This window comes from Myxococcus faecalis (genome assembly GCF_050039385.1).
In the GTDB taxonomy this organism is placed as follows: Bacteria; Myxococcota; Myxococcia; order Myxococcales; family Myxococcaceae; genus Myxococcus; species Myxococcus fulvus.
Map to the genome: position 1 here is coordinate 8,105,876 of NZ_CP144336.1, position 23,433 is coordinate 8,129,308.

Genomic DNA, 23,433 nt, shown 5'->3' on the forward strand with positions numbered 1-23,433 from the left:
AGCACGCGCGTGGGGTTCGCGTGACGTGGCCTCTCGTGGCAGGCGCGAGTCCCACGCCGCAGGTCCCCTGTCGGCGGACGGTTCCGTGGGTCCACGCGGACAGACGGCTCGACTCGCGCGAGCGGCAAGTTTCTGGCCGCGCTCATCCCGTCGAGCGTTCGCTATCTCGCGCGGCGCGGGACGGATTGAACGAGTTGAACGGAGAGGTTCACTCGTCGGCGTTCGGTGGGCACCGGGCGTTTCGTCGAGTTCGTTCCCTCAGCCCCGCACCGGAGCGGGCTTCGTGGGTTCCACGACAGTGGAAATCACGCCCACATCGCGGCTTGTCTGATGGCCACGGACGTCCACTTTCGATCAACCCGGCCTCCGGATTGAACGAGTTGATCATCCGCGCATCCGGGAGCGCATGAAGTCGCCCGCACCGGAGAGCAGGGCCACGCCAGGCGAGCGCGCGGAGCGCATCAACCAGGGCACCCCAGAAAACGACGCGGGCCCGGCCACACGCGAAGCGCATGGTCAGGCCCGTCGTTGAACGCTGCTTCGTCACACCCGCGAGCGCGGGCCGTGGCTCACTTCTCCTTCGAGGCGATCTTGCGCAGGGCCTTCTGGTCGCGCACGCAGAGGATGCGGCCGACGTTGCCCAGTACGCCCTCGCGCTTCATCTCGTTGATGAGCGTGGACACGAACGAGCGCGAGGCGCCCACCAGGTCCGCCAGGTCCTGCTGCGTGATTCCGCGCAGGTCCGTCTCACCGCCGTGGGGGCAGCGCTCACCGTGCGCCTCCACCAGCGTCAGCAGGGTGTCCGCCAGACGCGCCGGGACCTCCTTGAAGGTCAGCCCCAGCACGCGCTTGCGCAGGGCACGCACGCGCTCGGCGTAGGCGCGAACCACGTCCACCGCCAGGGCCGGACGGGCCTCGAGCTGCGCGCGGAAGTCACGGCCCTCGATGCTCCACACCTCGGCCTCACCCGCCGCGATGGCCATCTCCTCGATGGGCGTCCCCTCGGGGCGGAACAGCTCGCCGAACAAGTCACCCGGGCGGAGGATGGACACCACCGAGCGGGTGCCGTTCTTCCCGATGCGCATCAGGCGCACGCGGCCGGACTTGAGCAGATAGACGCGGTCCGTGTTGTCGCCGGGGCGGTAGATGGTCGAGTTGTGCGGGAAGGACTCGACCTTGAAGTACCCCTTGAAGTCGATGGCCTCCTGCCCCGGAACGAGCTTGTTCGCGGTGACCATCATCCCGGAGCTGGTCGCCTGGAGCGGCGCCACGACGTTGGAACCGATAGGGCCGAGGGGGCGATTGAAACCGTGCATGGCATTCACTCCGTGGAAGGCAGTCGGGGGTAGAAGCGGCCGCCTGCTTCGGCGGCAACGGGGCTTTCCAGTTCCAAGAGACGTGCCAGCGGGGAATGAAGTGCTCCAGGGGGAACACATCCAAGAATGCCGGGTACTTAGCGCTAGAGGTCCGTAGCACCCACCCTTCTGTGTCCAAAACCTGAAACAGAACGTTCAAACAGTCTGATCAAGTTGAACGAAACGTTAAATCCACCAGGGCCTCTGTCGCGGCCCGGACAGTGTTCACGGGTCATCTTTCACGGGGAACCCCGGCCCTGAAGGGTTCTGTCCCTGTGAAAGATTGTACTTCTGCAGTTTGCGCTCGAGGGTCGGGCGACTGATTCCAAGAATCTGGCAGGTGCGACCCTTGTGCCCCTTGGTGACGGCCATCGCACGGGCGATCAGCATCCGCTCCGCCTCATCGAGCGTCGGAATCTGGCTGGCGTCGTCCACCGCGGGCGCGGCGAACATGAGGCTGTTGCTCGGGGGCCGTCCGTTGTCCGGTGAGGGCTGGGTGTCGAGTGACGGGAGATCATCCCCGCGGAGCACATCCCCTGGCGCGAGGACGACAGCGCGCGTGAGCACGTTCTCCAACTCGCGCACGTTGCCCCGCCACGGCAGCCGGGTGAGGCGCTCCATCACCTCGGTGGGCACGCGCGTGACGCGCTTGTGGACCTTCTCGTTGATGCGCTCGAGCAGGTGCTTGACGAGCAGCGGGATGTCCTCGCGCCGCTCGCGCAGCGGGGGAATCAGGAGGGTGATGACCTTGAGGCGCTGGTAGAGGTCCTCGCGGAAGCGCGTGGCCTCCACCTCCTCGGCGAGCGTGCGGTGCGTCGCGGCGATGACGCGGGCGCGCAGCTTGATGCGCTTGACGCCGCCCACGCGCTCGAACTCGCGCTCCTGCAGCACGCGCAACAGCTTCGCCTGGAGCATCAGCGACATGTCGCCAATCTCGTCGAGGAAGACGGTGCCGTCCTCGGCCAGCTCGAACTTGCCGGGCTTGCCCGCGGTGGCGCCGGTGAAGGCGCCCTTCTCGTGGCCGAACAGCTCGCTCTCCAGCAGCGTGTCGACAATGGCCGAGCAGTTGATGCCGATGAAGGGCCGGGGCTCGTCGTAGGAGTAGTTGTGGATGACGCGGGCGATGAGCTCCTTGCCGGTGCCGCTCTCGCCCGTAATCAGCACGGTGGCGTGGCTGCCGGTCACCTTGCCGATCTCCTTCACCAACTGCTGCATCAGGGGACTGGTGCCCACGATGTCGCCCAGGCGCACCGCGGCGTTCTCGCGGTTGACCTCGTCCGCGCGGCGCGACAGCTGGCGGTACTCCAGCGCGCGCTCGACGACGAGGTCCAGCGCGGCCGGGTCCGGGAAGGGCTTGTGGATGTAGTCGAAGGCTCCGGCCTTCATGGCCCGGATGGTCGTCTCCATGTCGTGGTACGCGGTGACGAGGATGATGCGGGCGTCGCCGCACAGCCCCTTCATCTCCTCGATGATCTCCAGGCCCGTGCGGTCCGGGAGCATCATGTCGAGGATGACCACGCTGGGCATGGTCTCCTGGGCCGCGCGCAGGCCCGCCGCGGCGCTGGTGGCGGTGGCTACCTGGTAGCGCGGCTGGTTGTCGTGCTCGATCTCCTCGAAGTGCATCTTCAAGGTCTCGAGGAGCGACACGTCGTCGTCGACGATGAGGAGGGTCTCCATGGCGTCCCTCTCAGGTGGCGAACGTCAGCGTGAACACCATGCCGGGCTCCGCGCTGCCCTCGGCGGCCACGTCTCCCCCTTGCCCCATCATCACCCGGCGCAGGGCCGCCAGCGACAGGCCCGCCCCCCGGGCCAGCCGCGAGCCGAAGGGCTCGAACAGGGTGCCGCTCTCCTCGGGAGGCAGGGCGGCGGCGGGGTCCTTGAGCACCATGAGCACGCGGCCCGGTCCGCCCCGCTTCAGGGCGACCTCCACCGGGCTGTCCTCGGGGCGGCCCATGGCCACGTTGAGCAGCACCTGTGCCAGCACGGGCCGCAGCCGGTTGAGGTCCACGCGCACGCGCGGCAGCTCCGCCTCCTCGTCCACGCGCACCTCGATGCGCCGCTCGGCCAATTCCAGCGCGACCATGCCCTGGGCCTCCTGGAGCACCGAGCGCAGCGCGTGCGCGTCCAGGTTGGGCGTGGTGTCGCGGCCGTACTCGGACAGGAGCCACAGCATGCGCTCCATGGTGCGGATCTCCCGGTTGGCGATGGTCAGCCGCCGCTTGTCCCGGTCCGACAGCGCGGTGTTCCGCGCGAGCGTCTGCACCGCCATCTTCACCGAGGACAGGGGGTTGCGGATCTCATGGCTGAGCGACGAGGACAGCCGGGAGATCTGCACCGGCGGCGCGCCCTCCAGCAGCACGTTGAGGTCCTGGACGCACGCGCAGGCCTCGCCGTCCTCCTGACCGAGCGTGAGCCTCAAGGGCGTGGCGTCCTCTCCGCCCAGGTGCGCGGAGACGAACTCCACGGCGCGGCGGTCCTCGCGCGCGACGCGGTCCAACTCGCGGGCGCGCTCCTGGGAGACCCCGAGGGCCAGGTGGAGCGGGCGGTCCACGAGTGACTCGGCGGGGTGCTGGAGTATGGCGGCGCAGTCTCCCTGCGCGCGGGTCACCCGCAGGCCTGGAGACCAGGCGAGCAATGCGGCTTGCAGGAGGTGGGCGTTCATTGGTGGGTCCCGAACATAACGAGTAAGGTTCCGCGCTGTCCCCTTATGTCCCTCATCGCGCGTTTCCCGAAGAACCTTGTGTCGGCCCTCCTCTTCCTGTCGGGAGGCACCGCGCTGGTCTACGAGCTGGTCTGGTCCAAGTATCTCGGGAACGTCCTGGGCAACAGTGGTCAGGCGCATGCCGTGGTGCTCGCCACCTTCATGGGCGGCCTGGCGCTGGGCGCATCTGTCTTCGGGCGGACAGCGGACCGGGTGAAGAGCCCGCTGGCCCTGTACGGCGTGCTGGAGCTGGGCGTGGCGCTGTACGCGCTGGCCTTCCCCTACGTCCTCGACGCCCTGGGGGCCCTGTGGCTGGCGGTGGCGCCCAGCGTGCCGGACGGGTGGCGGGTGGGGCCCCGGCTGCTGGTGGCCGCGCTGTCCCTGGTGGTGCCCACATTGCTGATGGGCGGCACGCTGCCGGCGCTGGTTCGTCATTTCGCGGACAGTCTGTCGGGGGTGCAGCGGGAGCTGGCGCGGCTGTACGCGGTCAACAGCCTGGGCGCGGCGCTGGGCGTGTTCATCGCGGGCACGCGACTGGTGCCGGTGCTGGGGCTGTCGGCCTCCGCGAAGCTGGCGGCGGGGCTGAACATCCTGTTGGCGGTGGCGGCGTTGCTGCTCGCGCGCAGGCACCCTCCGGCGCTCGCGCCCGGACAGGCGGCGCCGGTGGCGGAAGGGGCCCAGGACGTGGCCTATCCCCGCGTGGCGGTGCGCGCGGCGCTGGTGGGCGTGCTGCTGTCGGGCTTCACGTCCATGCTCTACCAGGTGACGTGGATCCGCCTGCTGTCCATCGTCCTGGGCGCGTCCACGTACGCCTTCACGCTCATCCTGACGGCGTTCATCCTGGGCATCGGCCTGGGCAGCTTCTGGCTGATGACGCGCGCGCAGAAGGTGGACTCGCTGCGCGTGTACGGATTCACGCAGCTGGCACTGGTGGCGAGCCTCTGCGTGGCGCTGCCGTTGTACGTGCGGCTGCCGCACCTGTTCCGCACGGCGCAGTGGATGATGACGCGCTCGGTGGACACCTGGCCGCTGTTCCAGTTGCTGACGTTCGGCTTCTGCTGCCTCGTGCTGCTGGTGCCCACGTTCTTCATGGGCGCGGCCTTCCCGGCGGCGGCGCGCGTGGCGACGGCGAAGGTGTCCGAGGTGGGGCGCGAGCTGGGCAGCGTGTACCTGTGGAACACGGTGGGCACCATCACCGGCTCGGCGCTGGGCGGTCTGGTGCTGATGCCGTGGTGGGGCATGGAGGGCAACTTCGTGGCGGGTGTGGTGGCGAACCTCGCCGCCGCGGCGCTGGCCTTCCACGCGCTGTCGGGCCGTCCGCAGAGCCCCGTGCGCGCGCTGTGGCCGGTGGGCGCGGCGGCGCTGTTGGCCGTGGTGGTGCTGGGCAGCATGAGCGGCTGGTCCGTGCGGCTGTCGGGCATCGCCTCCATCCGCTCGCACCAGAAGCCGCCGGACAGCTACGCGAAGCTGGTGGCGGACACGGAGAAGAACTTCCAGCCCGTGTTCTACCGGGACGACACCTTCGCGACGGTGCTGGTGGCCGACTACCCGAAGGACCACCTGCGCTTCATGAAGCTCAACGGCAAGATTGACGCCTCCAACGGCAGCGACGTGGAGACGCAGGTGATGGCCGGCCACCTGGGCGCGCTGCTCCACGCGCGCGAGCCGAAGAACGTGCTCCTGGTGGGCGCGGGCGCGGCGATTACGGCGGGCAGCGTGCTGGCGCATCCGGTGGAGCGGCTGGACATGGTGGAGATCGCCCCGGCGGTCATCGACGCCGCGCGCCTGTTCAAGGATGACAACCGCAACGCGGTGGATGACCCGCGCACGCGCGTGCACATCGACGACGCCAAGACGTTCATGGCGCTGGCGGACCGCAAGTACGACCTGGTCGTGAGCGTGCCCTCCAACCCGTGGGTGGCGGGCGTGTCCGGCCTCTTCACGCGGGACTTCTTCCAGACGGTGGACCGGCACCTCACCGACGACGGCGTGCTGGTTCAGTGGATCCACACCTACGAGAGCAACGACGAGCTCATCCGGCTGGTGGTCCGCACCATGCGCGACACCTTCCCGCACGCCACCACGTGGCTGGGGCCGCAGGACCTGGTCATGGTGGCGAGCCGCAAGCCGCTGGCCCTCGATGTCGAGCGGCTGGCCCGGCGCATGGCGCTGCCCGAGGTGCGCAAGGACCTGGAGCGGGTGGGGCTCACGGACGTGTTCTCGCTGCTGTCCAAGCAGGTGCACAGCGAGGAGGGGCAGCTCGCCTTCGCGGGCCCGGGGCCCATCAACACGGACGACCACAACCTGCTCGAGTACGCCTCGCCCATCGCCTTCTTCGTGGCGAACCTGGATGTGCGCGTGAAGGACGAGCGGCGCTCCCCGGACGGAAGCTCACGGCTGTTCATCGAGGACTACCTGCGCCAGCACCCGCCCACCCCCGAGCAGGCGGAGCGGCTCTACCGGAACATGGAGCGCTACCACGCCGCGAATGACCCCCTGGTCCGGGGCGTGGCCTCGCTGTGGCGACAGGTGGCGCCCGACAGCCGCGGGGCCGCCGTGGCCCTGGCCCGCGCCGCCCTGGCCCAGAAGGACTTGTCGCTGGCCGCCTCCCTCCTGGAGCCCGAGGTGCGAAAAGGTGGGCGTGAGCCGGAGCTGATCGCCGCGTACCTGAAGCTCGTGGCCGAGCAGGCCTGGGCCACGCGCACGGTCTGGACGCCGGTGGATGCCCGGGAGGCGCTCGCCCTGGGACGGCAGGCCGCCGCCGAGCACCCCCAGGACGAGGAGCTGTCACGGGCGGTACGGAACCTGTGCGATGCTCTCCCTGCCTCCGCGTGCACCCGGGATTCTCCGCCCGTTGCGGCCCCGGTCGGCCCCTGAGCGGGCCTCCAATTCTCAAGAAGTGAGCTATTCGCCCGGAATCACAGGAGATTACCCCCATCCTCCCGATGACGGATGGAGGTGCAGGTGGGATCTCCTTTAGGGTGCGTTTCAACCCCGAGTAACAGGGTGTCTTTCCCGTCTGAACCCCAGGAGACTTCCATGAAGGCGATCTCGAAGAAGAACCAGCTCCGCAAGGCTCGTGGTCAGGGCATGACCGAGTACATCATCATCGTGGCCCTCATCGCGATCGCCGCCATCGGCGTTGTGACGCTGTTCGGTGACAACATCCGCAAGCTGTTCGGCGCCTCCGCGGCCGCCCTCGCCGGCAACTCCGACGTGGACAACGACGGTCAGTCGTCCAACGTCGCGCTGAACAAGAAGACGATGAAGGACTTCGGCAAGAACAACGCCTACTGAGTCCCTCGGGTCTCGTGAGGAGTCGCCTCGCGGCGCTTCCTCCGAATCATGTGGCGGGTGTCCTCCTCACGGAGGGCCCCGCCATGTTTCTTTTTGCAGTCGGGCTCGGCTGTGGTGCGAGGAGCCCGGCGTGACGTCCAGGATGCCCTCCTTGAGCGAGCCCATCTCGGTTGAGTCCGCCACGCTGCGACGTCGGGTGGTGTTGTACCGGACGCTGTCGCTGGTGCTGACGGTGTTCCTGGTGGCGGTGCTGTTCGCGGTGAAGCGCGCGATGACGGTGCCCGAGGACCCGGAGGTCGAGGTCTTCGACGTGCCCGCCGTCTTCGAGTCGCTGGCGAAGAAGAACCCCGACGCGGCGGACATCTCGGACACGTTCTTCTTCGCCGACGGCGCGACGGTGCACCTGCACGTCATGGGGCGGGGACAGGCGTGCCCGCTGCACATCCACCGCCGGACGCACGAGGCCACGGTCATCGTCGCGGGGCAGGCGGAGGTGCAGCAGATCTGGGGGCAGGAGGGGGCGCTGACGGAGCGACGCGGGACGCATCCTCCCGGGGACTTGATTGCCTCCGAGCCCTTCACCGGGCACGCGTGGTTCAACCGCGCGGAGGACCAGATGCTGGGCAACCTGGTGTTCGCCGCGCCGCGCTTCGATGGGAATCTCTACATCGACGCGGAGGACGCGCGGATGCAGCGGGGGCCGGAGCCCTTCACGTTCACGCCGTTGCAGGCGCTCGCGGAACTGGCCGAGGCGGGCGGGGAGGAGGCCATCGTGAAGCTGCCCGCGTTGGAGGGGCGGATGTCCAGCGTGGTGCTCGCGCGGGGGGCGCATTCGCTGGAGGCGACACGGGCGGAGCCGGTCATCGTCTACGTGGCGGAGGGCTCGGGTGTCCTCACCGCGGACGAGGAGAAGCCCGTGAAGGTGGGGCAGTTGTGGGTGCTGCGTCGGGGCGCCTCGGTGCGCGTGACGGAGGGCTCGCCGCTGATGCTCTACGTCTTCCGTCCGCCGATGGACGCTCCCGCGAGCGTGGCGCGCGGCGACTGAAGCAGGGGCTTGCTCGAGGCGCCGGTAGCTTCGTGCACGCCCGGGGTTGACCCTCACGCGACGTGAGGCCTTAGTCATCTCATCCGAGGTGGAGAGAGATGGCCCTTACAGTCAGCCAGGTGGCCCGTCTGGCGAAGGTCAGCGTCCGGGCGTTGCATCACTATGACGACCTGGGCTTGTTGAGTCCCTCGGGGCGCAGCGAGGCCGGTTACCGGCTGTACACGCAGGTGGACCTGCGGCGGTTGCAGCAGGTGCTCTTCTTCCGGGAGCTCGGCTTCCCGTTGGAGGAGATCCGCCGCATCCTGGGCGACCCTCACTTCGACCTCCGCGCGGCCTTGCTCATGCAGCGGCAGTTGCTGTCCGAGCGGGCCTCGCGACTGGACGCCCTCCGGCGCACGGTGGACCAGGCGCTGGAGGCACTCGAGCAGGGGAAGCACATGGACAGCGAGAAGATGTTCGAGGCGTTTGGGGACTTCGACCCGTCGAAGTACGAGGCGGAGGTGAAGGAGCGCTGGGGTGACACCGAGGCGTACCGGGAGTCGTCCCGACGGACCTCGCGCTACAAGAAGGAGGACTGGAGTGCCATCAAGGCGGAGCAGGACGGCCTCCTCGGGGCACTCGCGGAACAGCTCGAAGCGGGGCGCGTGGCGACGGACCCCGAGGTGCTGACGCTGGCGGAGGCGTATCGCCAGTTCATCTCGAAGTGGTTCTACCCATGCTCACACGTGATGCAGCGGGGGCTCGGAGAGATGTACGTGGGGGACTCGCGCTTCACGGAGAACCTGGACCGCGTGAAGCCGGGGCTCGCGCGGTACCTGCGGGATGCCTTCGTGGCGAACGCGGAGCGGCACGGCGTGACGTCATGAGACGCGTCACGCGCGGCGTCTCGCCCTGAGCCACACGAAGCCGAGCCCCGCCCAGCCGAGCAGTGACAGGGCGAGTCCCAGCCGGAAGCTCGTGGGCGCGTAGTCGAAGTGGACGCGGTGGGCGCCGGGAGTCAGGCGCACGGCGCGCAGGGCGTGATTGGCGCGGTGGATGGGGGTGTCCTTCCCGTCCACCGTCGCGCGCCACCCGGGGTAGTAGCTGTCCGAGACGACGAGGTAGCTGTCGTCACACGCGCTGACGTCGAGCTCCAGGTGCTGGGCGGTGCTCTTCTCGATTCGCACGGAGCCTCCGGCGCACTCGGGCTGGTCCAGGGGCTCGCCGGTGGCGAGGAAGGCGATCTCCCGGAAGGGGTGGTCCTCGTCGAGGACGGCCTCCAGGGCTTCTTCGTCGGAGACGACGCGGGCGCGCTGGACGAGGAACGCGCGAGGCAGCGCGGTGCGCGAGCGGGACAGCGTGGTGCCGTCCTCGGCCTGATGGAGCAACTCGAGGTCCTCGAAGGGGGGCGGCCCCTTGCGGATGTAGTGTGTGACGCCCGCGAGGTCGTAGGCGCCGCGCTCTCCCGCGAGGTGGAAGACGTCCGAGCGCAGCGGCTCGGGGGCGCCATAGCCCTCGAGGGCGGGGAGGCGTTCCTCGACGAAGCGGTTGGGGATGAGGCGGTCGAGGCTGCGCTCGATGGTGTTGGTGATGCCGACGCGCGTCGGGTCCTCGGGTCCCTCGATGTCCGCGCTGATGCGTCCCTGGAAGGGCTCGGGCAGGAAGGCGCGCAGGGAGAAGGGCTGCTTCAAGGCCTCCCAGGGCGTGTACCTGGGAACGCCGAGCAACGAGTGCGCGGCCGCGAGCTCCAGCACGGCGAGTGCCGCGAGTCCGTGTCGCACGCGGCGCGGGCGGGCGAAGGACCACGGCAGAAGGAGCACGGTGACCACGGCGAGACCGAGCGCGAAGGGCACCCAGGGGGCACCGGCTTCAGCGGAGGCGCGCATGGGGAGCATGCGGACCACGGGTCCGCTCGCGGCGATGGCACCGCCCATGAGGACGAAGGCCACGGCGGCCTTCACGCGCGAGGGAGGCAGCTTCCGCGCGAGCCGGCCCAGTGCATCCAGCCCGAAGGCCGCGAGCACGGAGAGACAGAAGGCGGTGCCGACGAAGTACTTCGCGGGGTAGCGGAAGAGGGAGAACGGCGGCACGGACTGGAGGACCCAGGCCGCGGGAGGGAAGTGCCGCCCCAGGCTCAGCAGCACCAGGGCGAGTGCTCCGATGAGGAAGGGACGAGCGCGCCGTGGACCGTGGAGCCCACCGACGATGGCGAGCGTGCAGGGCAGGGTGCCCAGGAACAGGTTGAGGATGAACCACTGGTCCTTGCCCCAGTACCTGTCACGAGGCCAGTCCGCGAGCGGCCACACCGACGAGAGCACCTGCGGCCACGACACGGACCACGCGAGCTGCTCCGACCAGCCACCCTGCGCGCGCAGCGAGTTGAGCGCGAACTCGGCCGTGGGCACCAGGACCACGGACGCGAGGATGGCGGAGAGGATGAATCCACCCGCGACGGCCACCACGGCGAGGACTCGGGAGCGGAGACCCCTCCGTAATGAACGTGGCGAGGCGGTGGTGACGTGGAGGGTCTGCTCCGGCTCGGAGGTGGAACTGGATGTGACGTGGGGCGCACTCTCGAACGCGGACGCAACCTGAGAGGCGGAGCCCGCGAGCGGGCCCTGCGCGGCGGGGCGTCCGACAGAGACATCCTTGTCGGATGCTGACGCGACCTGAGATGAGGGGCTCGTGAGGGAGCGCAGCGCGGCGGGATGCCCGACCGAGGCATCACCTTCGGATGCGATCTGCGATGAGGGGCTCGCGAGCGGGCGCTGTGCGGCGGGATGCTCGGCGACGTGAGCCGTACCCTCGGTCGTGGATGCGCCTGTGGGGTGCTGCCCCGTGAGCGCGAGTCTGGCAGCCGATTCTCCCTCGGCCTGGGCCGAGGCTTCGCGGGACGCCACGACATGTTGCGATGACACTGAAGCCACGGAGGGCGCGACGCGTCCCTCGGTTGAACGAGGCGTCACGCTGCCTTCGTGCTTCGACGGGCCGAGGCTCGCGGCATGAGATGCCGAAGGTGCTGTGCCTGTTCCCCGCGCTCCAGGTGACCTCGTCGCGCCAACGAAACCGGCCACGAGCACCGCGATGATTCCCTGCCACAGCGTGGTCTCCGGCGAGCCGGCGAACAGGGACAGGGTGGAGAAGATGGCGAGGCGGGTCAGCGGCCCGCGTCCTGGCTGGAGCGCGAGGTCATACGCCGCCAGGAGGATGAACCCACTCCAGGCCGCGGCATCCACGACGTTCTGCTGGATGCCCAGGTCCGTCATCATCGGCGACAGACCGAACATGGCGCCCGCGACGAGCGACGCGGGCCATGAGGCGCGCAGTCTCCTCGCGAGCAGGAACACGCCCACCGCCGCGAGCGCCGCGTGCGCGATGTGCATCACCGTCATCGAGACGATGTGCCCGGAGACGAGCACGGCCACCCACCGTGGCGGATAGAACACCTGCGAGTAGAGCGTCGCGGCGAACGGCTGTCCCAGCCGCATGTACGGCGTCCACAGGGGCAGCTCCCCTGTGCGCAGGGACTCGAGGAGGAAGGCGGAGTCGGGGAAGAAGATGCGGAATACGTCGCGGCCCGCGAGCAGCTCACCGCGCAGCACGGGGCTGTAGTCGAACGCGAGCATCGCCACGAGCCCGACGAGGGCGAGCGCGACCTTGCGTCCCTCGAGTCTCCGCGTCGTCATGGCTGGCCCGTCGCGGTGGGACGCTCGCGAATCCACAGGACGTAGTTGCCGTCCCGAGCCTCCTCCCGCCAGCCCCCGAGCACACGGAGGTTGTCGAGCAGGATGTTCCCCGGGTTCTCGATGTCCCAGAGGAGGTAGTCCGGGTCATAGCGAGCCAGCGCGTCCTCCCAGCCGGGCTCGCCCCAGACGAGCTTGTCGTAGTCCTCGTGGATGGACATGGGGAACGGGTCGTTCCGGCTGTCGATGAACACCTTGTAGTCGGCGCCCGCGAAGAACGAGATGGGCCCTCCGATGACGAAGGGGTTGAGCACCTTGCCCGGCGGGTGCTTGCGCAGCGCCTCGAACACCGGGATGGGGATGACGGAGCGCTTCACGCCCTGGTCGAAGGGCAGCGGGTGCTGAGCGTGAATCACGACGAGCCCCAGCAGCGCGAGCGTGGGCCAGAGTCCGCCACCGGCCTTGGCGCTCCATCCGGCCGTCCACGCATCCACCCGACCCCAGAATCGCTTCCAGGCGCTGACCGCCGTGTCCGTGGTCTCGCCCGCGACGCGCGTCAGCGCCGCATGCTCCAGCAGCGCGAGCGCGAGCAGCACGGCCGCGAAGGGCGCATGTCGCTGGACCTTGATGGCGGCGAGCCCCAGCACGAAGGCGGGCAGCAGGATGGCCACCTTGCGGACGCGGGACTGGCCGACCGCGAAGCAGGCCGCGCCGCCGAGCGCGAGATAGGCCCAGCTCGACGCGAGGTCGAGGTTGAGGGGCCGCCACTCGACGATGGTCTGCGTGGAGGCGAGGAGCGAGTGGTGGATGGGGTACAGGTAGATGTTGATGCCATCGGGCCCCAGGCCCGCGGCGAGGAACGCGGCCACGCTGAAGCCGACGGCCTTCAGGGAGCGCCGGAGCGACTCCGGGGTGCGCTCGTCGAGGTACTGGCCCACGGCGGTGGAGCCGAGGAGCGCTGGGCCCAGCAACCAGCTCCCGTGCACGTTGGCCCAGATGGCGCCGAGGAAGGGGAAGACCCAGAGGATTCGGTCATTGCCCGCGCGCCACGACTGGATGGCGAGCACCGCGAGGGTGAAGAGCAGGTGGCCCAGGTGGTACGGCCGCTCCTGGGGCCAGGTGGGGCCGTAGACGACGAGCAGGGCGGCGAGCGTGGCGACGGCCAGCAGTCCGCGTCGACCCGAGGCGGCGCGCTCGAGGACCTTCCACAGGAGCATGAGGTTGAGCGCGACGAGCCCCGCGACGAGCAGCGCCGGGCCCGCGGCGCCGAGCAGGCGGATGAGGCCGACGCAGAGCACGCCGAAGCCCCACTCGTGAGGCACCCAGCCCGCGGTCCCCGTGACGCTGAAGGGGTCCACGCGGGTGAAGCCGTTCTTCAGGACGAACTGGCCCCCGGCGAGGTGGAAGAAGAGGTCGAAGTTCTTGAGCGGCGACATCCCGAGCCGCACGGTGAGCACCAGTGCCGCCAGAGCCGCCGGTCCTGGGAGGAGGAGGGACCGCGTTCTCATGTGGGCCGCAGCCTACAGTGCTCCCGGGCCTCCTGCGAAGGCGCGCTCGATGGAGCCGACCGAGCAAGCTCGATAGCTGCCTGCCGCGGTAGGGCAGCTCCTTCCCAGGGCTATCCAGGTTGGCCGGGCGGCCCTTCGGTTTCATTGGGCGAGTGCATGCAGGAGATTGACGTAGTTGTCTGTCCAGGCTCGTCGACCCAGGAGGTCAGGAGACGACTCCATCGCCTGGAATGGAAGCTCTTGCTCGAGGATGCTCGTGACGGTGCTGTCAGGGCTCATTGCGAACCACAGGCTCGGTGAGCGGCCCGTCGCGAGTTCGTCGGCGGTCAGGGTCTCGTTCTGACTGACGAGTCCCTGGACGCCCAGTTCAGTGCTCAGGCGGGTGAGGACTGGGATGAGGTTGAACAGTCGGCTCGAAACGTGAAAGAGCAGAATCCCCTCTGGCTTCAACTTCCGGAGATAGAGGTCCAGCGCTTCACGGGTCAGCAGGTGTGTTGGGACGAAGTCGCTGGAGAACGCATCAAGGACGATGATGTCGTAGCGAGCATCCTCGGCTTCCTCGATGCGCAAACGCGCATCGCCAGTAATCACGCGGATCTGCGCTTGGCTCGTGTTGAGCAAGCTGAAGTACTGCCGGGCGAGTCGTTCGACTTCTGGGTCGAGTTCATAAAAGTCCCAGGACTCACCGCGCCGGCCGTATGCGGCGAGACTCCCGATGCCAAGTCCCACAACGGCAACCCGACCTCGCCCAATGCGCTCCGCGGCGAGCACGCGACCCACTGGAGAACCGCGGTGATAGTACGAGAGCGGTTCTCCGCGTTCATCCGGGTGGAGGTTCTCGACTCCATGAACGGTGCTGCCGTGCTGAAACAGTCGCAGTGTCCCTGTGTCCTTGACGGTGTAGTGACCATAGAAGGTCCGGGACCCCTCGATTCGCCCTCGAGCAAGCATCCACCCGGAGAGCGTGAGGATTGCGATGATGAAAAGAGCTGCTCCGCCCGAAACGTAGGGCGCGAGTTTGGGGCGAGGCACCCCTTGGGCCTGACGCATCACATCGCGCGCCGCCAGCCCGGCCAGGAGAAGAAGTCCGGCCAGTCCGTGATCCAGATAAGGAAGCGCCAGGGAGCCGAGGGTCAGGGGGACGATCAGTGCAAGTAATAGAGTCCCGGCCAATCCTCCGAGAGAAACGTGCAGGTAGAAGGAGCCCAGAAGGCGAGGGTCGCTTGGGCGGCTCCACACGAGGTTTCCATGCATCAGCAAGCAGCCTACCCACAGCACGGTGCTGTGGAGGACCAGCGACGGTATGGATGTTTGTGCCCGAGCCAGTGCGAAGACGGCCGCGATGACGGCGATGGCCAGACTTCCTACAGCCAGCCGGTTCAGCCCCGCTTCGGTGGGCGGTCGCTTGGAAAAGCAAATAACGAGTGTAAGCAGGTAGAGTGAGAGGGGGAGAATCCACAGCAGCGGGATGGATGCGTCCAGGGTGAGGACGTTCGTGACTGCAAGTAGCAGAGCGTTGGCGCTTGCTGAAAGCAGCATCCAGGTGACTCGTGATGAGCGCGGAGCCTGAAGGCGGGGCTCTGCGTTGGGGGACGTCTCCGCTGTTCTGTCGGTGGGGGCTCCAGTTCGAACCTGCAGGATACAAAGCCACGCCAGGAGGACAAAGCACCCATAGCCGACATACCAGACCAGGAGTTGCACTTCGAGGTCGAGTGCTGGCTCCACCAGGAAGGGAAAGGATAGAAGGGCCAGAAGGGCCCCTGCGTTGGATGTCCCGTAAAGGAAGAACGGATCAGCCCTTGACGGGTGCTCCGTTCTTGTAAACCACCCCTGTGCAACGACGCTTGTTGTTGACAGAGCCAGGAACGGCCATCCCAGGGATATCGTCAGCGTGAGGAGAATGGCCGCGACGGGTGGCAGGTCGAAATGATGCAGTCGGAAAGGAAAGACGACCACCGCGAGCAGCACGAAGATCAGATGCGCCCAGCGATAGCTTCCCTGCTGAACCGCCAGAGTCACTCTGCTTGAGTAGAAGTACCCGAGCACCAGAACGGCTTGATAGAAAACAAGGCAGGTTGTCCAGATGGCCGCGCTGCTGCCGTAAGAGGGGAGGAGCCGCTTGGCGAGGATGAGCTCGACCTGGAAGAGGAGAAAGGAGCCAAGGAAGACCCAGAGGTGAAAAAGAATGCCGATGTAGGTGCGGGCGAAGGATTTCTGGGGAGGAGCTTCCATTGGTTTCCCTGTAAAGTCGGATGGTTCGGTTATCCCAGCGAGGCATCGCGCTGGCAAGTCCCTTACTGCTCCTCGTGTGCGCATTCGATTCGCGTGCTGAGCGGGCGCGTTTCTGCAGGGCGGGGGCAGTGATCCCTGCTTCTCAATAGAAGACTCGATGGGCTGCCTATCCAGGTGTGCCATGCGAACCGCAACCTGCAGGCCGGCCATTCACGGGCGTCGGATGCGTCAGAGGTTTGGAGCGTGAGGGTCGAAACTTACGACTTCATGAATCGCAGAGGAGGCGATGTCCTCTCGCGGTGTGGGTTCTGTTCACCTGATGCATGCGTATCGTGGTGGCAAATATGCGTGACGTGGGAATGCGGGGATTAGTTGACTTGCGTGTGAAGGGAGCGATATGTGAACTATTGGACAAAGATTCGTGAGGTCTTGCCTTGGAGACGCTGTGACGAACCGAATTACTCTGTTGATTGGAGTCATGGCGGTACTGGCCGGGGCGTGTAAGGAGCCATCACCAGAGATGGTGACGCAAGAGGCTCCTATCGAGGAAGTTTTTGGAGAGCATCGCCAGAAGGCGGCCTCCGCGCGCGCCACGGGTCTGGGGGAGGATTGCTCTAGCTCAGGCGAAGCCGGGTGTGTGTCGGGCGTGTGTCTTCATGTCAAGGCGGCGCCAAGTACGGGGTACGTCTGCTCTAAGGGCTGTCGAGCGGAAGCTGAATGTCCGGCGGGATGGAAATGCGGAACGGTCCATCCGCAAGCTGCGACAGGCGTTTGTATTCCTCCCTCGGATTGGATGCCTGTCCTGACCGAAGTGAGAGGGGCGGATAAATGATACTGGGCGCCCTGCTGGCAGTGCTGGTTTCAACGTCTCCCCCTGCGAAAGTGGAGGCGAGGTTCGTGACGTTTGGGAGGTCAGGAGAGTGGGTGGCATTGGAAGTGCATTCGCGGAAGCCCGAGCGGATTGTCCTTCCGCCGCCCTATAGAGCGAGGACGCTGACTCTCTCGACAGATGGGCGGTACGTGGTCTTCACCGCGTATGATGAGACGGCGCGGAACGATTTGATGTATCGCTGGGAGTGGCGCTCGGATACGGCGCCGGTACGAATCGGAAGGGAATTGGGCTTTCACGCTGATCCGGCACTCAGTCCGGATGGCAAGTGGGTCTACTACGCGCACCATCCGCAAATGGGAGGGCCACCGGGGCAGCACCAGCCGCAAGCCAATGCCCAGCTATATCGCGTGAGGATGGACGGGACGGAGGTGCAGGCGATGACGGATGAGGTGGGGTGCCATCTCAGTCCGACGTTTCGGCCAGATGGAGAACTCCTCTACGTGCATACGCTGTGCAGCGTGACGAAGAAGAGTTTGCATTTGATGAAGAACGGAGTGGTGCAGCCGGAAGTCCTCGCGGCGGAAGATTTGAATGAGCCGGCGTTCTCCCCTGATGGGAAACGACTGGTCTTCGTGGCGAGGGATGGGCCGCATGCAGTCCTCAAGGAGTGGACGTCGTTGAAGCGTCCCGCCCGGGTGTTGCACCGCCTGCTGTTGGCGGAGGATTTTCGTGCACGCGCGCAATATGGCGTCGATGGGCGAGAGATATTCTTTCAGGATGAGCAGGCGGTGATGGTGCTGGCGGGTGGGCGTGTGACACGACTCTTTGCGGTGGGGGAAGTGCCTTGAGACAGATTATCCAAGGTGTGTGCGTGGTGGCAGTGGTGATGCCGGCGCTGGCGTTGGCGCAGTTCTGCCCGCAGGACGTCATTCCGCGATGCCAGGATTCGCAAGGCAATCCTAGCGGAGGTGGGGGAGGAGGAGGCGGAGGCGGAGGTGGAGGTGGGAATGGGCCGCCGCCGATGCCGAAGATTGAGGCGCCCGGTTTCCATGGGGACCCGGTGAATGTGTCGGACGGGTACTCGTACCTGCGGGAGCAGGACTTCGAGCTGAAGCTGAGCCAGGGGAGCCTGCCGTTCATCCGGATGTACGTGTCGCCGGCGCGCTCGTATGCGTACTCACGTTTCTCGGAGGGGTTCCTGCCGAGCACAAGCAACAACTACCTCGCGCGGCCGTTTGGAGAGCACCGGAATGGGGGAAGCCTCAACTGGTGGCACAACTTCTACAGCGCCGTCTACAAGTGGTCCGCGTCGGGAGCAGAGGCGGAAATCCGGGACGTGGACGGGTTTCGGAATACGTACCAGTTGAGCAGCAAGGCGGCGGTGTCTGGGCGGTGGTACGTCAACGATAACAACAAGAATGCGGCGGACCGGTTGTGGCAGGACGTGGCGACGGTAGGGACGTGGCCGCAGAAGTTCGTCTATTACCGGGAGGAGAGCGGGAGGTACGAGCATGAGGCGGTGTACGTGCACCCGGACGGGACGGGGGCGCGGCACTACTTCCTCACGCGCATCTTCGACACGGAGTACGCTCCGACGGGGGCGACGGAGATTCCGCGCGCGGTGGTGACGTACGCGGTGCCGGTGACGTCGGGAGGGACGACGCCGGACACGCTGTGCCCGGTGGGAGGCGCGGGGTCGACGCCCGGAGTGCCGTACATCAACACGGTGACGACGCGAGACGGGACGGTGCTGCGCTTCTACTACCAGCGGCTGGTGAATACGCGAGGGCGTACGGAGTGCGTGCTGGACCACATCAACGTGGAGTCGCAGGAGGACGGTGGTGCGACGGAGAAGACGCTGGTGCAGTACCAGTACAAGCCTGCGTCGAATTTCCTGGTGAAGGTGGACTACCCGCAGACGGGGCGGAGCATCGAGTACACGTACCCCGTTTCAGGGAATGCGACGACGACGTTCGAGCGCAAGGAGGGCGGAGCGCTGACGAGTCGACACAGCTACTACTACAACGGGACGGTGGCGACGCGGGACGAGGGGGAGGGGCACGACTTCACCATCAACGACGTGACGAGCAGCAACCCCGGGGTGGCGGATGCGTGCACGCTGGTGCACGGAGGGACGCGTCCGACGCGAGAATTCGTGGACTCGAAGGCGGGGTTGGGGACGGGGGCGAATGGGGCGACGACGATGACGTCGCGCTTCGTGTCGGCGCCGGCGCACTACCAGCACCAGACGTGGCGGCTGAACTCGATGGAGGAGCGATGCGACGGGACGTCCTGCCCCGGCTTCGTGGGTGGGATTCAGAAGTGGGAGTACGAGTGCCCGCTGGCTCCCGGGGACACGTCGACTATTCCGGCGATGCCGAAGGCACACAAGGACCGGCGCAATGCGTGGGAGTTGTACACGCACGCGGCGGTGCCGGACGCGGGAGTGATCGAGGGGGACGCTGGGGTGCCGATTCAGCACATGAAGTCGCTGACGAGGCTGGTGGAGGGGGCGCAGGACTCAAGTGGGACGGGGGCGTTGGCGCAGACGGATTTGAAGTACACGCTGGGTAGCACGGGGCGCGCGGCGCCGGCGTACGAGAGGCTTTTGGAGAGGCTGGAGGTACCGAGCGTGCTGGCGCCGGGTGGTGGGGTGGCGCAGACGCAATTCGTCTACGACACGGCGACGAACCGGCTGAAAGCGGAGTTCCGGACGGGGTGGACGCAGGTGTGGAACAACACCGCGGGGGCGTGGCAGGTGGTGAAGAAGCGGGTGGGCCTCTTCCATTACGGAGCGCCGCAGTGCGGAGGGGTGGGCACGGCGGATGCTCAGGGGCGGGAGTTGGAGACGCACGGCCCATGCTTCGTGGATGAGACGGCGGACGTGGCGACGATTACGGGTTGCCCGGTGGGGACGGTATTCCCCGTCGTGAAGTACGAGTACTGGGCGACGACGGAGACGGGGCACAAGCGCAACCAGTTGAAGAAGAAGTCGGTGCTGCCGGGTGGGTGCGGAGGGGCGACGTCATTGGAGACGCAGTACCTGGACTACGACGTTTACGGCAATGCGACGCGAGTGCAGGACTTCAACGGGGTGGTGGTGGAGCGTCAGTACAACCAGAGTCAGTTGACGCGGCAGAGTGTGGTTGCGGGGAGCGTGACGACGACGACGCAGGTGAGCTACGACAACGGGAGGCTGAAGGCGATTCAGCACCCGCAGGGCAACTACGACGTCTTCTGCTACCGGACGGGGACGACGACGGGGATGGGGTGCGTGGGAGGGACGCCGACATACCTGCTGCAGTGGAGGGCGAAGGGGGCGGACGCGAATGGGGCGAGTTGGACGGAGAAGGTGGAGTACGCGTACTGGCCGGACGAGACGGTGAAGACGGAGACGTACCTCTCGTGGACGGGCAGCGCGGCGGAGACGCGGCGGGTGGTGACATTCGCGGCGGACGCGCGCCGAAACCCCACCTACCAGGGGTTGGGCAACCTGCCGTCGCCGGTTGCTGCCACGCGTCTGTTTGACGCGAATGGAAACCTGACGGGGGTGGGCTTTGCCTCGAATGCGGCGCCCGCGGTGTGCGGAGGGCCGGACAGCGCGGGGCAGCCCGTGTCGACTCTCTGCGCTTCGCTGGGGTACGACAGGTTGGACAGGTTGGCGAAGCTGGACGAATTCCCTTCCACGGGGGTGAGTCAGCGCACGTGCTTCTCGTACGACGTGCAAAGCAACGTGACGGCGGTGCGGCAGGGGTGCGCGGTGGGCACGGGGAATGAGTGCGGGAGTTGCACAGCGGAAAGCCCCGCCAGCGAGTATGCCCATGACGACTTCGGCAACCTGGTATGGGCGAAGCTGCCGCACACTCAGGACGGAGTGGGAGGGGCAGGGACGACGCGGTACGCATACAACGCGCTGGGGCTGCTGGTGGAGAAGGCGTCCCCAGAGATGCAAGCGCACGGGGAGAGGGTGTCGCAGGAGTACGACGCGGTGGGCCGGCTGCTGAGGCGCAAGCGCCACTTCATCTCCTCGTCCAGTACGCCGGCGGTGCAAAACCTCTTCGTCCTCTCATACGACGTGACGGACACGGGGGATGCGACGAGCACACCGCCGGTGGATTGCCCGCAGCCTGCGAATACGCGGGGGCGGCTGCGCTACCAGCACGACTCCTTCGGGCGCACTTGGTACCAGTACGACGCGCACGGCCGACTGGCTGGCGAGGTGAGACTGCGCGAGGGGCAGACGGGGTGCGCCTCGGCGGGCCTGAATGACAAGCCGCACACCCTCTACACGTACACGGCCAACGGGAATGTGGACGTCGTCACCTACCCGCATGGCCGGGTGGTGAAGTACGTGTACGGGACGGGGGCGGCGGCGGACAGGGTGCAGGCGGTGGACGTGAGGCTGTGGGGCAGCTCGGGCTTCACGGACACGCGACTCATTCAAGGCGTCGTCTGGGAGCCCTATGGGCAGCTGAGGGGCTACCAGGTGAATCACCCGACGACGAGCAACAGCAGCGCGGTGGAGTACATGCTGGGAGGCAATGCCGGGGAGGTGCCCACGGCGTGCCCCGCGTCGGCGCCGAGTGTGGCGAGTGGGGATTTGACGGGAAGGCTGAGGGCGCTGCGGGTGTCGACGGGGGCGCTGACGCCAGGGGCGGGGAGTGGCGACATCTACAAGCGGACGTACACGTGGAGTGGGGACCAGGTGTCGCAGGTGGACACGTGCGTGCTGGGAGCGACGACGCCGCGAATCGAAACCTACGGGTACGACAGGAGTTTGAAGCTGGTGACGGCGGGGAGGCCGACGGGGAATGTGGCGGCGACGGGAGGTGCGTACACGAGTCGGAGCTACGGGTACGACAGTCGAGGCAACCGCAGCAGCATGTCCGCGGACGGGACGGCGTATGCGTACACAATGGCGTCTGCGCCAGCGGTGGACAGGCTGGCGGAGTGGGGGAAGACGGCGTCAGGGAGTCTGCTGAGGTATGCGCTGGCGCATGACGCGGACGGGCGGGTGACGTCGCAGCGGTGGGCGCCTGGGGTGAGTGGGACGCCGGTGTATGTGCAAGGGTTTGAATATGGCGTCGACGAGGGCGCGCAGACGGGCGTCGCGACGGACACCGTCTTCCGGGCCGTCAACCGCAATGGACTCATCTACAACTACTTCTACGACGCGCAGGGGCGGAGGCGACTGAAGGCGTACCCCGGAGGGACGAAGGACGAGTACTTCAACAGCTACGGGCACAAGCTGCTGACGGACCGGGGGAGTGACGGCTTCGCGACGGCGGTGGGGCACTACACGACGGACGACTATGTGTGGCTGGGAGGCAAGTCGGTGGCCGTCATCCGCGCGAAATTCAGCAGCGCGTGGGCGCGCCAGGCGGACGGGGTGGGCAGCTGCACGCGCAACGAGGAGGCGGCTGCGTGTGGGGTGTACTTCCCGGTGGTGGACCACCTCGACAAGCCGGTGGTGATGCTGGACGCCTCGAGGCGAGTGACGGGGGCCGCGGACTATGACCCGTTTGGGCACGTCAACCGGGTGTCGCAGGTGGCGGAGACGGCGCACCCGTACACGAGCGGAAGCAGCGTGAGTCTGGGGACGCTGACGCAGCCGGTGAGTGCGGGAGTGGAGGTGGTGAGGATGCGTGCGCTGTACCACCTGGTGGATACGCAGAGTGGCGCGGCCAGCGTCAGCCTGGTGGATGTGGACACGGCGGCGAGCCTGCATTCCACCTCGGAGGTGAGGAAGGGGAATGTCGTGACGCCGTGGGTGCAGCCAGCGAATGGGCGGGTGGAGGTGCGGTTTGCGGCGAGCGGGGCAGCGGCGTCGGGCTACCAGGGCGTGGTGCTGGAGGGGTACGAGTACCAGCGGTACCAGTCGGGGGCGCAGCCCTTCTGGATTCCGCTGCGTTTCCCGGGCCAGTACCACGATGACGAGACTGGGCTCGCTGAGAATTGGAACAGATACTACGACCCGGGAAGTGGAAGATACTTGCAGCCAGAGCCCTTGGGGCATGAGCCTGATTATGTGCATGGGGTGGCTTTGGGTGGGTATGGCGTGCCCGTTTACGCTTATGCGTCAAACAATCCTCAAATGGTCACTGACCCAGATGGTCGCTCGCCAAGATGGGTTCGAGCGTTTGTGCTTAGTGTGCACCTGTATGTGGCTCAAAAGTCCGGAAAGCTTGTGCAGCGGGTTCCTCAAACCATCGAAGAGCTGCGTAAGAAAGGGAAGGAGAAAAGGCGACGGAAGAAAGATCCTTGCGGGGGAAATGACCCGCCCGACCCGGATCCAGAGCCGCTCGATCTCCTGGACTGGCTTCCGTTTCCGATGTTGTTGATTGACCCCTCGCTGTTCGATCCAGGCGTCCCCGGCCTTCCGAGTTTGCGGAGCAGTCCTTGGGACTCCTACCCTATGGCATAATGCCGAGAGTCTCGGATTGACGTTCGACTCTGCGGGTGAGGTGCGGAGGGAGGCAATCGTCCTCCTTCCTGTTTGATGGGATGGTGGAGGGCTGCGCCCGAGCACGTGGCCTCTACCATTCGCTACGGCGGGAGGCGGGGTCGATCCCAATCCTCACTTCAGATGTTGTTTGCCGAGCCTGCATGTTGGCCTGATTGAGAGGGGCCTACATGCAGGTGCCGTGGCTGGAATTGAAAGAGGCGCTGGTTGCCCCGGCCTCGTCTGATACGAACGTGGGGGCTCGCTCTTCTCTGGGATAAGGCAATTCCCCTCGGAGACTCTTCGCCGGACCATTGTGTTGACCTTCCACGAAGTTTGTGTAGAAACCGGACGCGACG

The 23,433-nt window shown here is 66.8% G+C and carries 13 protein-coding genes; 7 read left to right on the forward strand and 6 right to left on the reverse strand.

Annotation, left to right across the window (positions count from 1 at the left end; all coding sequences use genetic code 11):
- Positions 1-569: 569 nt before the first annotated feature.
- From mrpC to VZQ01_RS32725, 3 genes are all read right to left on the reverse strand, one after another.
- Complete coding sequence (gene mrpC / locus VZQ01_RS32715; RefSeq protein ID WP_015351149.1) at positions 570-1,316, reverse strand: Crp/Fnr family transcriptional regulator MrpC; 747 nt, start codon at positions 1,314-1,316, stop codon at positions 570-572.
- 264 nt (positions 1,317-1,580) lie between these two features.
- Positions 1,581-3,032: a sigma-54-dependent transcriptional regulator gene (locus VZQ01_RS32720; RefSeq protein ID WP_426745603.1), complete on the reverse strand. Its 1,452-nt coding sequence runs from the start codon at positions 3,030-3,032 to the stop codon at positions 1,581-1,583.
- Between the two features lie 10 nt (positions 3,033-3,042).
- Entirely contained in the window at positions 3,043-4,017 is a 975-nt protein-coding gene (locus VZQ01_RS32725; protein WP_426745604.1) for a sensor histidine kinase, read from the reverse strand.
- 78 nt (positions 4,018-4,095) lie between these two features.
- On the opposite strand from VZQ01_RS32725, the gene VZQ01_RS32730 reads away from it, so the two are divergent.
- The 4 genes from VZQ01_RS32730 to VZQ01_RS32745 all read left to right on the forward strand — a co-directional run bounded on the left by VZQ01_RS32730 (position 4,096) and on the right by VZQ01_RS32745 (position 9,264).
- Positions 4,096-6,933 carry a fused MFS/spermidine synthase gene (locus VZQ01_RS32730; RefSeq protein WP_491630666.1) on the forward strand — a complete coding sequence of 946 codons (2,838 nt, stop codon included), beginning with the start codon at positions 4,096-4,098 and terminating at the stop codon, positions 6,931-6,933.
- Positions 6,934-7,095: 162 nt separating this feature from the next.
- Positions 7,096-7,353, forward strand: coding sequence for a hypothetical protein (locus VZQ01_RS32735; RefSeq protein WP_046715176.1), 258 nt, complete (start codon positions 7,096-7,098; stop codon positions 7,351-7,353).
- Positions 7,354-7,504: 151 nt separating this feature from the next.
- Positions 7,505-8,398 (forward strand): hypothetical protein, encoded by an 894-nt coding sequence (locus VZQ01_RS32740; RefSeq protein ID WP_426745606.1) that lies wholly within the window; start codon positions 7,505-7,507, stop codon positions 8,396-8,398.
- A 98-nt stretch (positions 8,399-8,496) separates the two neighbouring features.
- Complete coding sequence (locus tag VZQ01_RS32745) at positions 8,497-9,264, forward strand: MerR family transcriptional regulator (RefSeq protein ID WP_223783989.1); 768 nt, start codon at positions 8,497-8,499, stop codon at positions 9,262-9,264.
- 6 nt (positions 9,265-9,270) lie between these two features.
- Here the strand turns inward: VZQ01_RS32745 and VZQ01_RS32750 are convergent, their stop codons facing one another.
- Positions 9,271-10,839: a YfhO family protein gene (locus VZQ01_RS32750; RefSeq protein ID WP_426745607.1), complete on the reverse strand. Its 1,569-nt coding sequence runs from the start codon at positions 10,837-10,839 to the stop codon at positions 9,271-9,273.
- Between the two features lie 787 nt (positions 10,840-11,626).
- Here VZQ01_RS32750 and VZQ01_RS32755 point away from each other — a divergent pair.
- The gene (locus VZQ01_RS32755; protein ID WP_426745608.1) at positions 11,627-11,818 is read left to right on the forward strand and encodes a hypothetical protein; all 192 of its coding nucleotides are present in this window, start codon (positions 11,627-11,629) and stop codon (positions 11,816-11,818) included.
- 241 nt (positions 11,819-12,059) lie between these two features.
- Here the strand turns inward: VZQ01_RS32755 and VZQ01_RS32760 are convergent, their stop codons facing one another.
- Positions 12,060-13,568: a hypothetical protein gene (locus tag VZQ01_RS32760; RefSeq protein WP_426745609.1), complete on the reverse strand. Its 1,509-nt coding sequence runs from the start codon at positions 13,566-13,568 to the stop codon at positions 12,060-12,062.
- 141 nt (positions 13,569-13,709) lie between these two features.
- Positions 13,710-15,800 (reverse strand): spermidine synthase, encoded by a 2,091-nt coding sequence (locus VZQ01_RS32765; protein WP_223783992.1) that lies wholly within the window; start codon positions 15,798-15,800, stop codon positions 13,710-13,712.
- A gap of 1,020 nt (positions 15,801-16,820) precedes the next feature.
- On the opposite strand from VZQ01_RS32765, the gene VZQ01_RS32770 reads away from it, so the two are divergent.
- Together VZQ01_RS32770 and VZQ01_RS32775 are read left to right on the forward strand one after the other, a co-directional pair.
- On the forward strand, positions 16,821-17,480 hold the full coding sequence (locus VZQ01_RS32770) for a TolB family protein (RefSeq protein WP_223783993.1): 660 nt from the start codon (positions 16,821-16,823) through the stop codon (positions 17,478-17,480).
- 173 nt (positions 17,481-17,653) lie between these two features.
- Positions 17,654-23,056, forward strand: coding sequence for an RHS repeat-associated core domain-containing protein (locus VZQ01_RS32775; RefSeq protein WP_426745610.1), 5,403 nt, complete (start codon positions 17,654-17,656; stop codon positions 23,054-23,056).
- The last annotated feature ends 377 nt before the right edge of the window (positions 23,057-23,433 follow it).

Bases quoted from the DNA above. Each gene is read 5' to 3' on its own strand.
- VZQ01_RS32765 (WP_223783992.1), bottom strand. From the start codon at position 15,800: ATGGAAGCTCCTCCCCAGAAATCCTTCGCCCGCACCTACATCGGCATT.
- VZQ01_RS32745 (WP_223783989.1), top strand. From the start codon at position 8,497: ATGGCCCTTACAGTCAGCCAGGTGGCCCGTCTGGCGAAGGTCAGCGTC.
- VZQ01_RS32720 (WP_426745603.1), bottom strand. From the start codon at position 3,032: ATGGAGACCCTCCTCATCGTCGACGACGACGTGTCGCTCCTCGAGACC.
- mrpC (WP_015351149.1), bottom strand. From the start codon at position 1,316: ATGCACGGTTTCAATCGCCCCCTCGGCCCTATCGGTTCCAACGTCGTG.
- VZQ01_RS32775 (WP_426745610.1), top strand. From the start codon at position 17,654: ATGCCGAAGATTGAGGCGCCCGGTTTCCATGGGGACCCGGTGAATGTG.
- VZQ01_RS32760 (WP_426745609.1), bottom strand. From the start codon at position 13,568: ATGAGAACGCGGTCCCTCCTCCTCCCAGGACCGGCGGCTCTGGCGGCA.
- VZQ01_RS32755 (WP_426745608.1), top strand. From the start codon at position 11,627: ATGCCCAGGTCCGTCATCATCGGCGACAGACCGAACATGGCGCCCGCG.
- VZQ01_RS32725 (WP_426745604.1), bottom strand. From the start codon at position 4,017: ATGAACGCCCACCTCCTGCAAGCCGCATTGCTCGCCTGGTCTCCAGGC.
- VZQ01_RS32735 (WP_046715176.1), top strand. From the start codon at position 7,096: ATGAAGGCGATCTCGAAGAAGAACCAGCTCCGCAAGGCTCGTGGTCAG.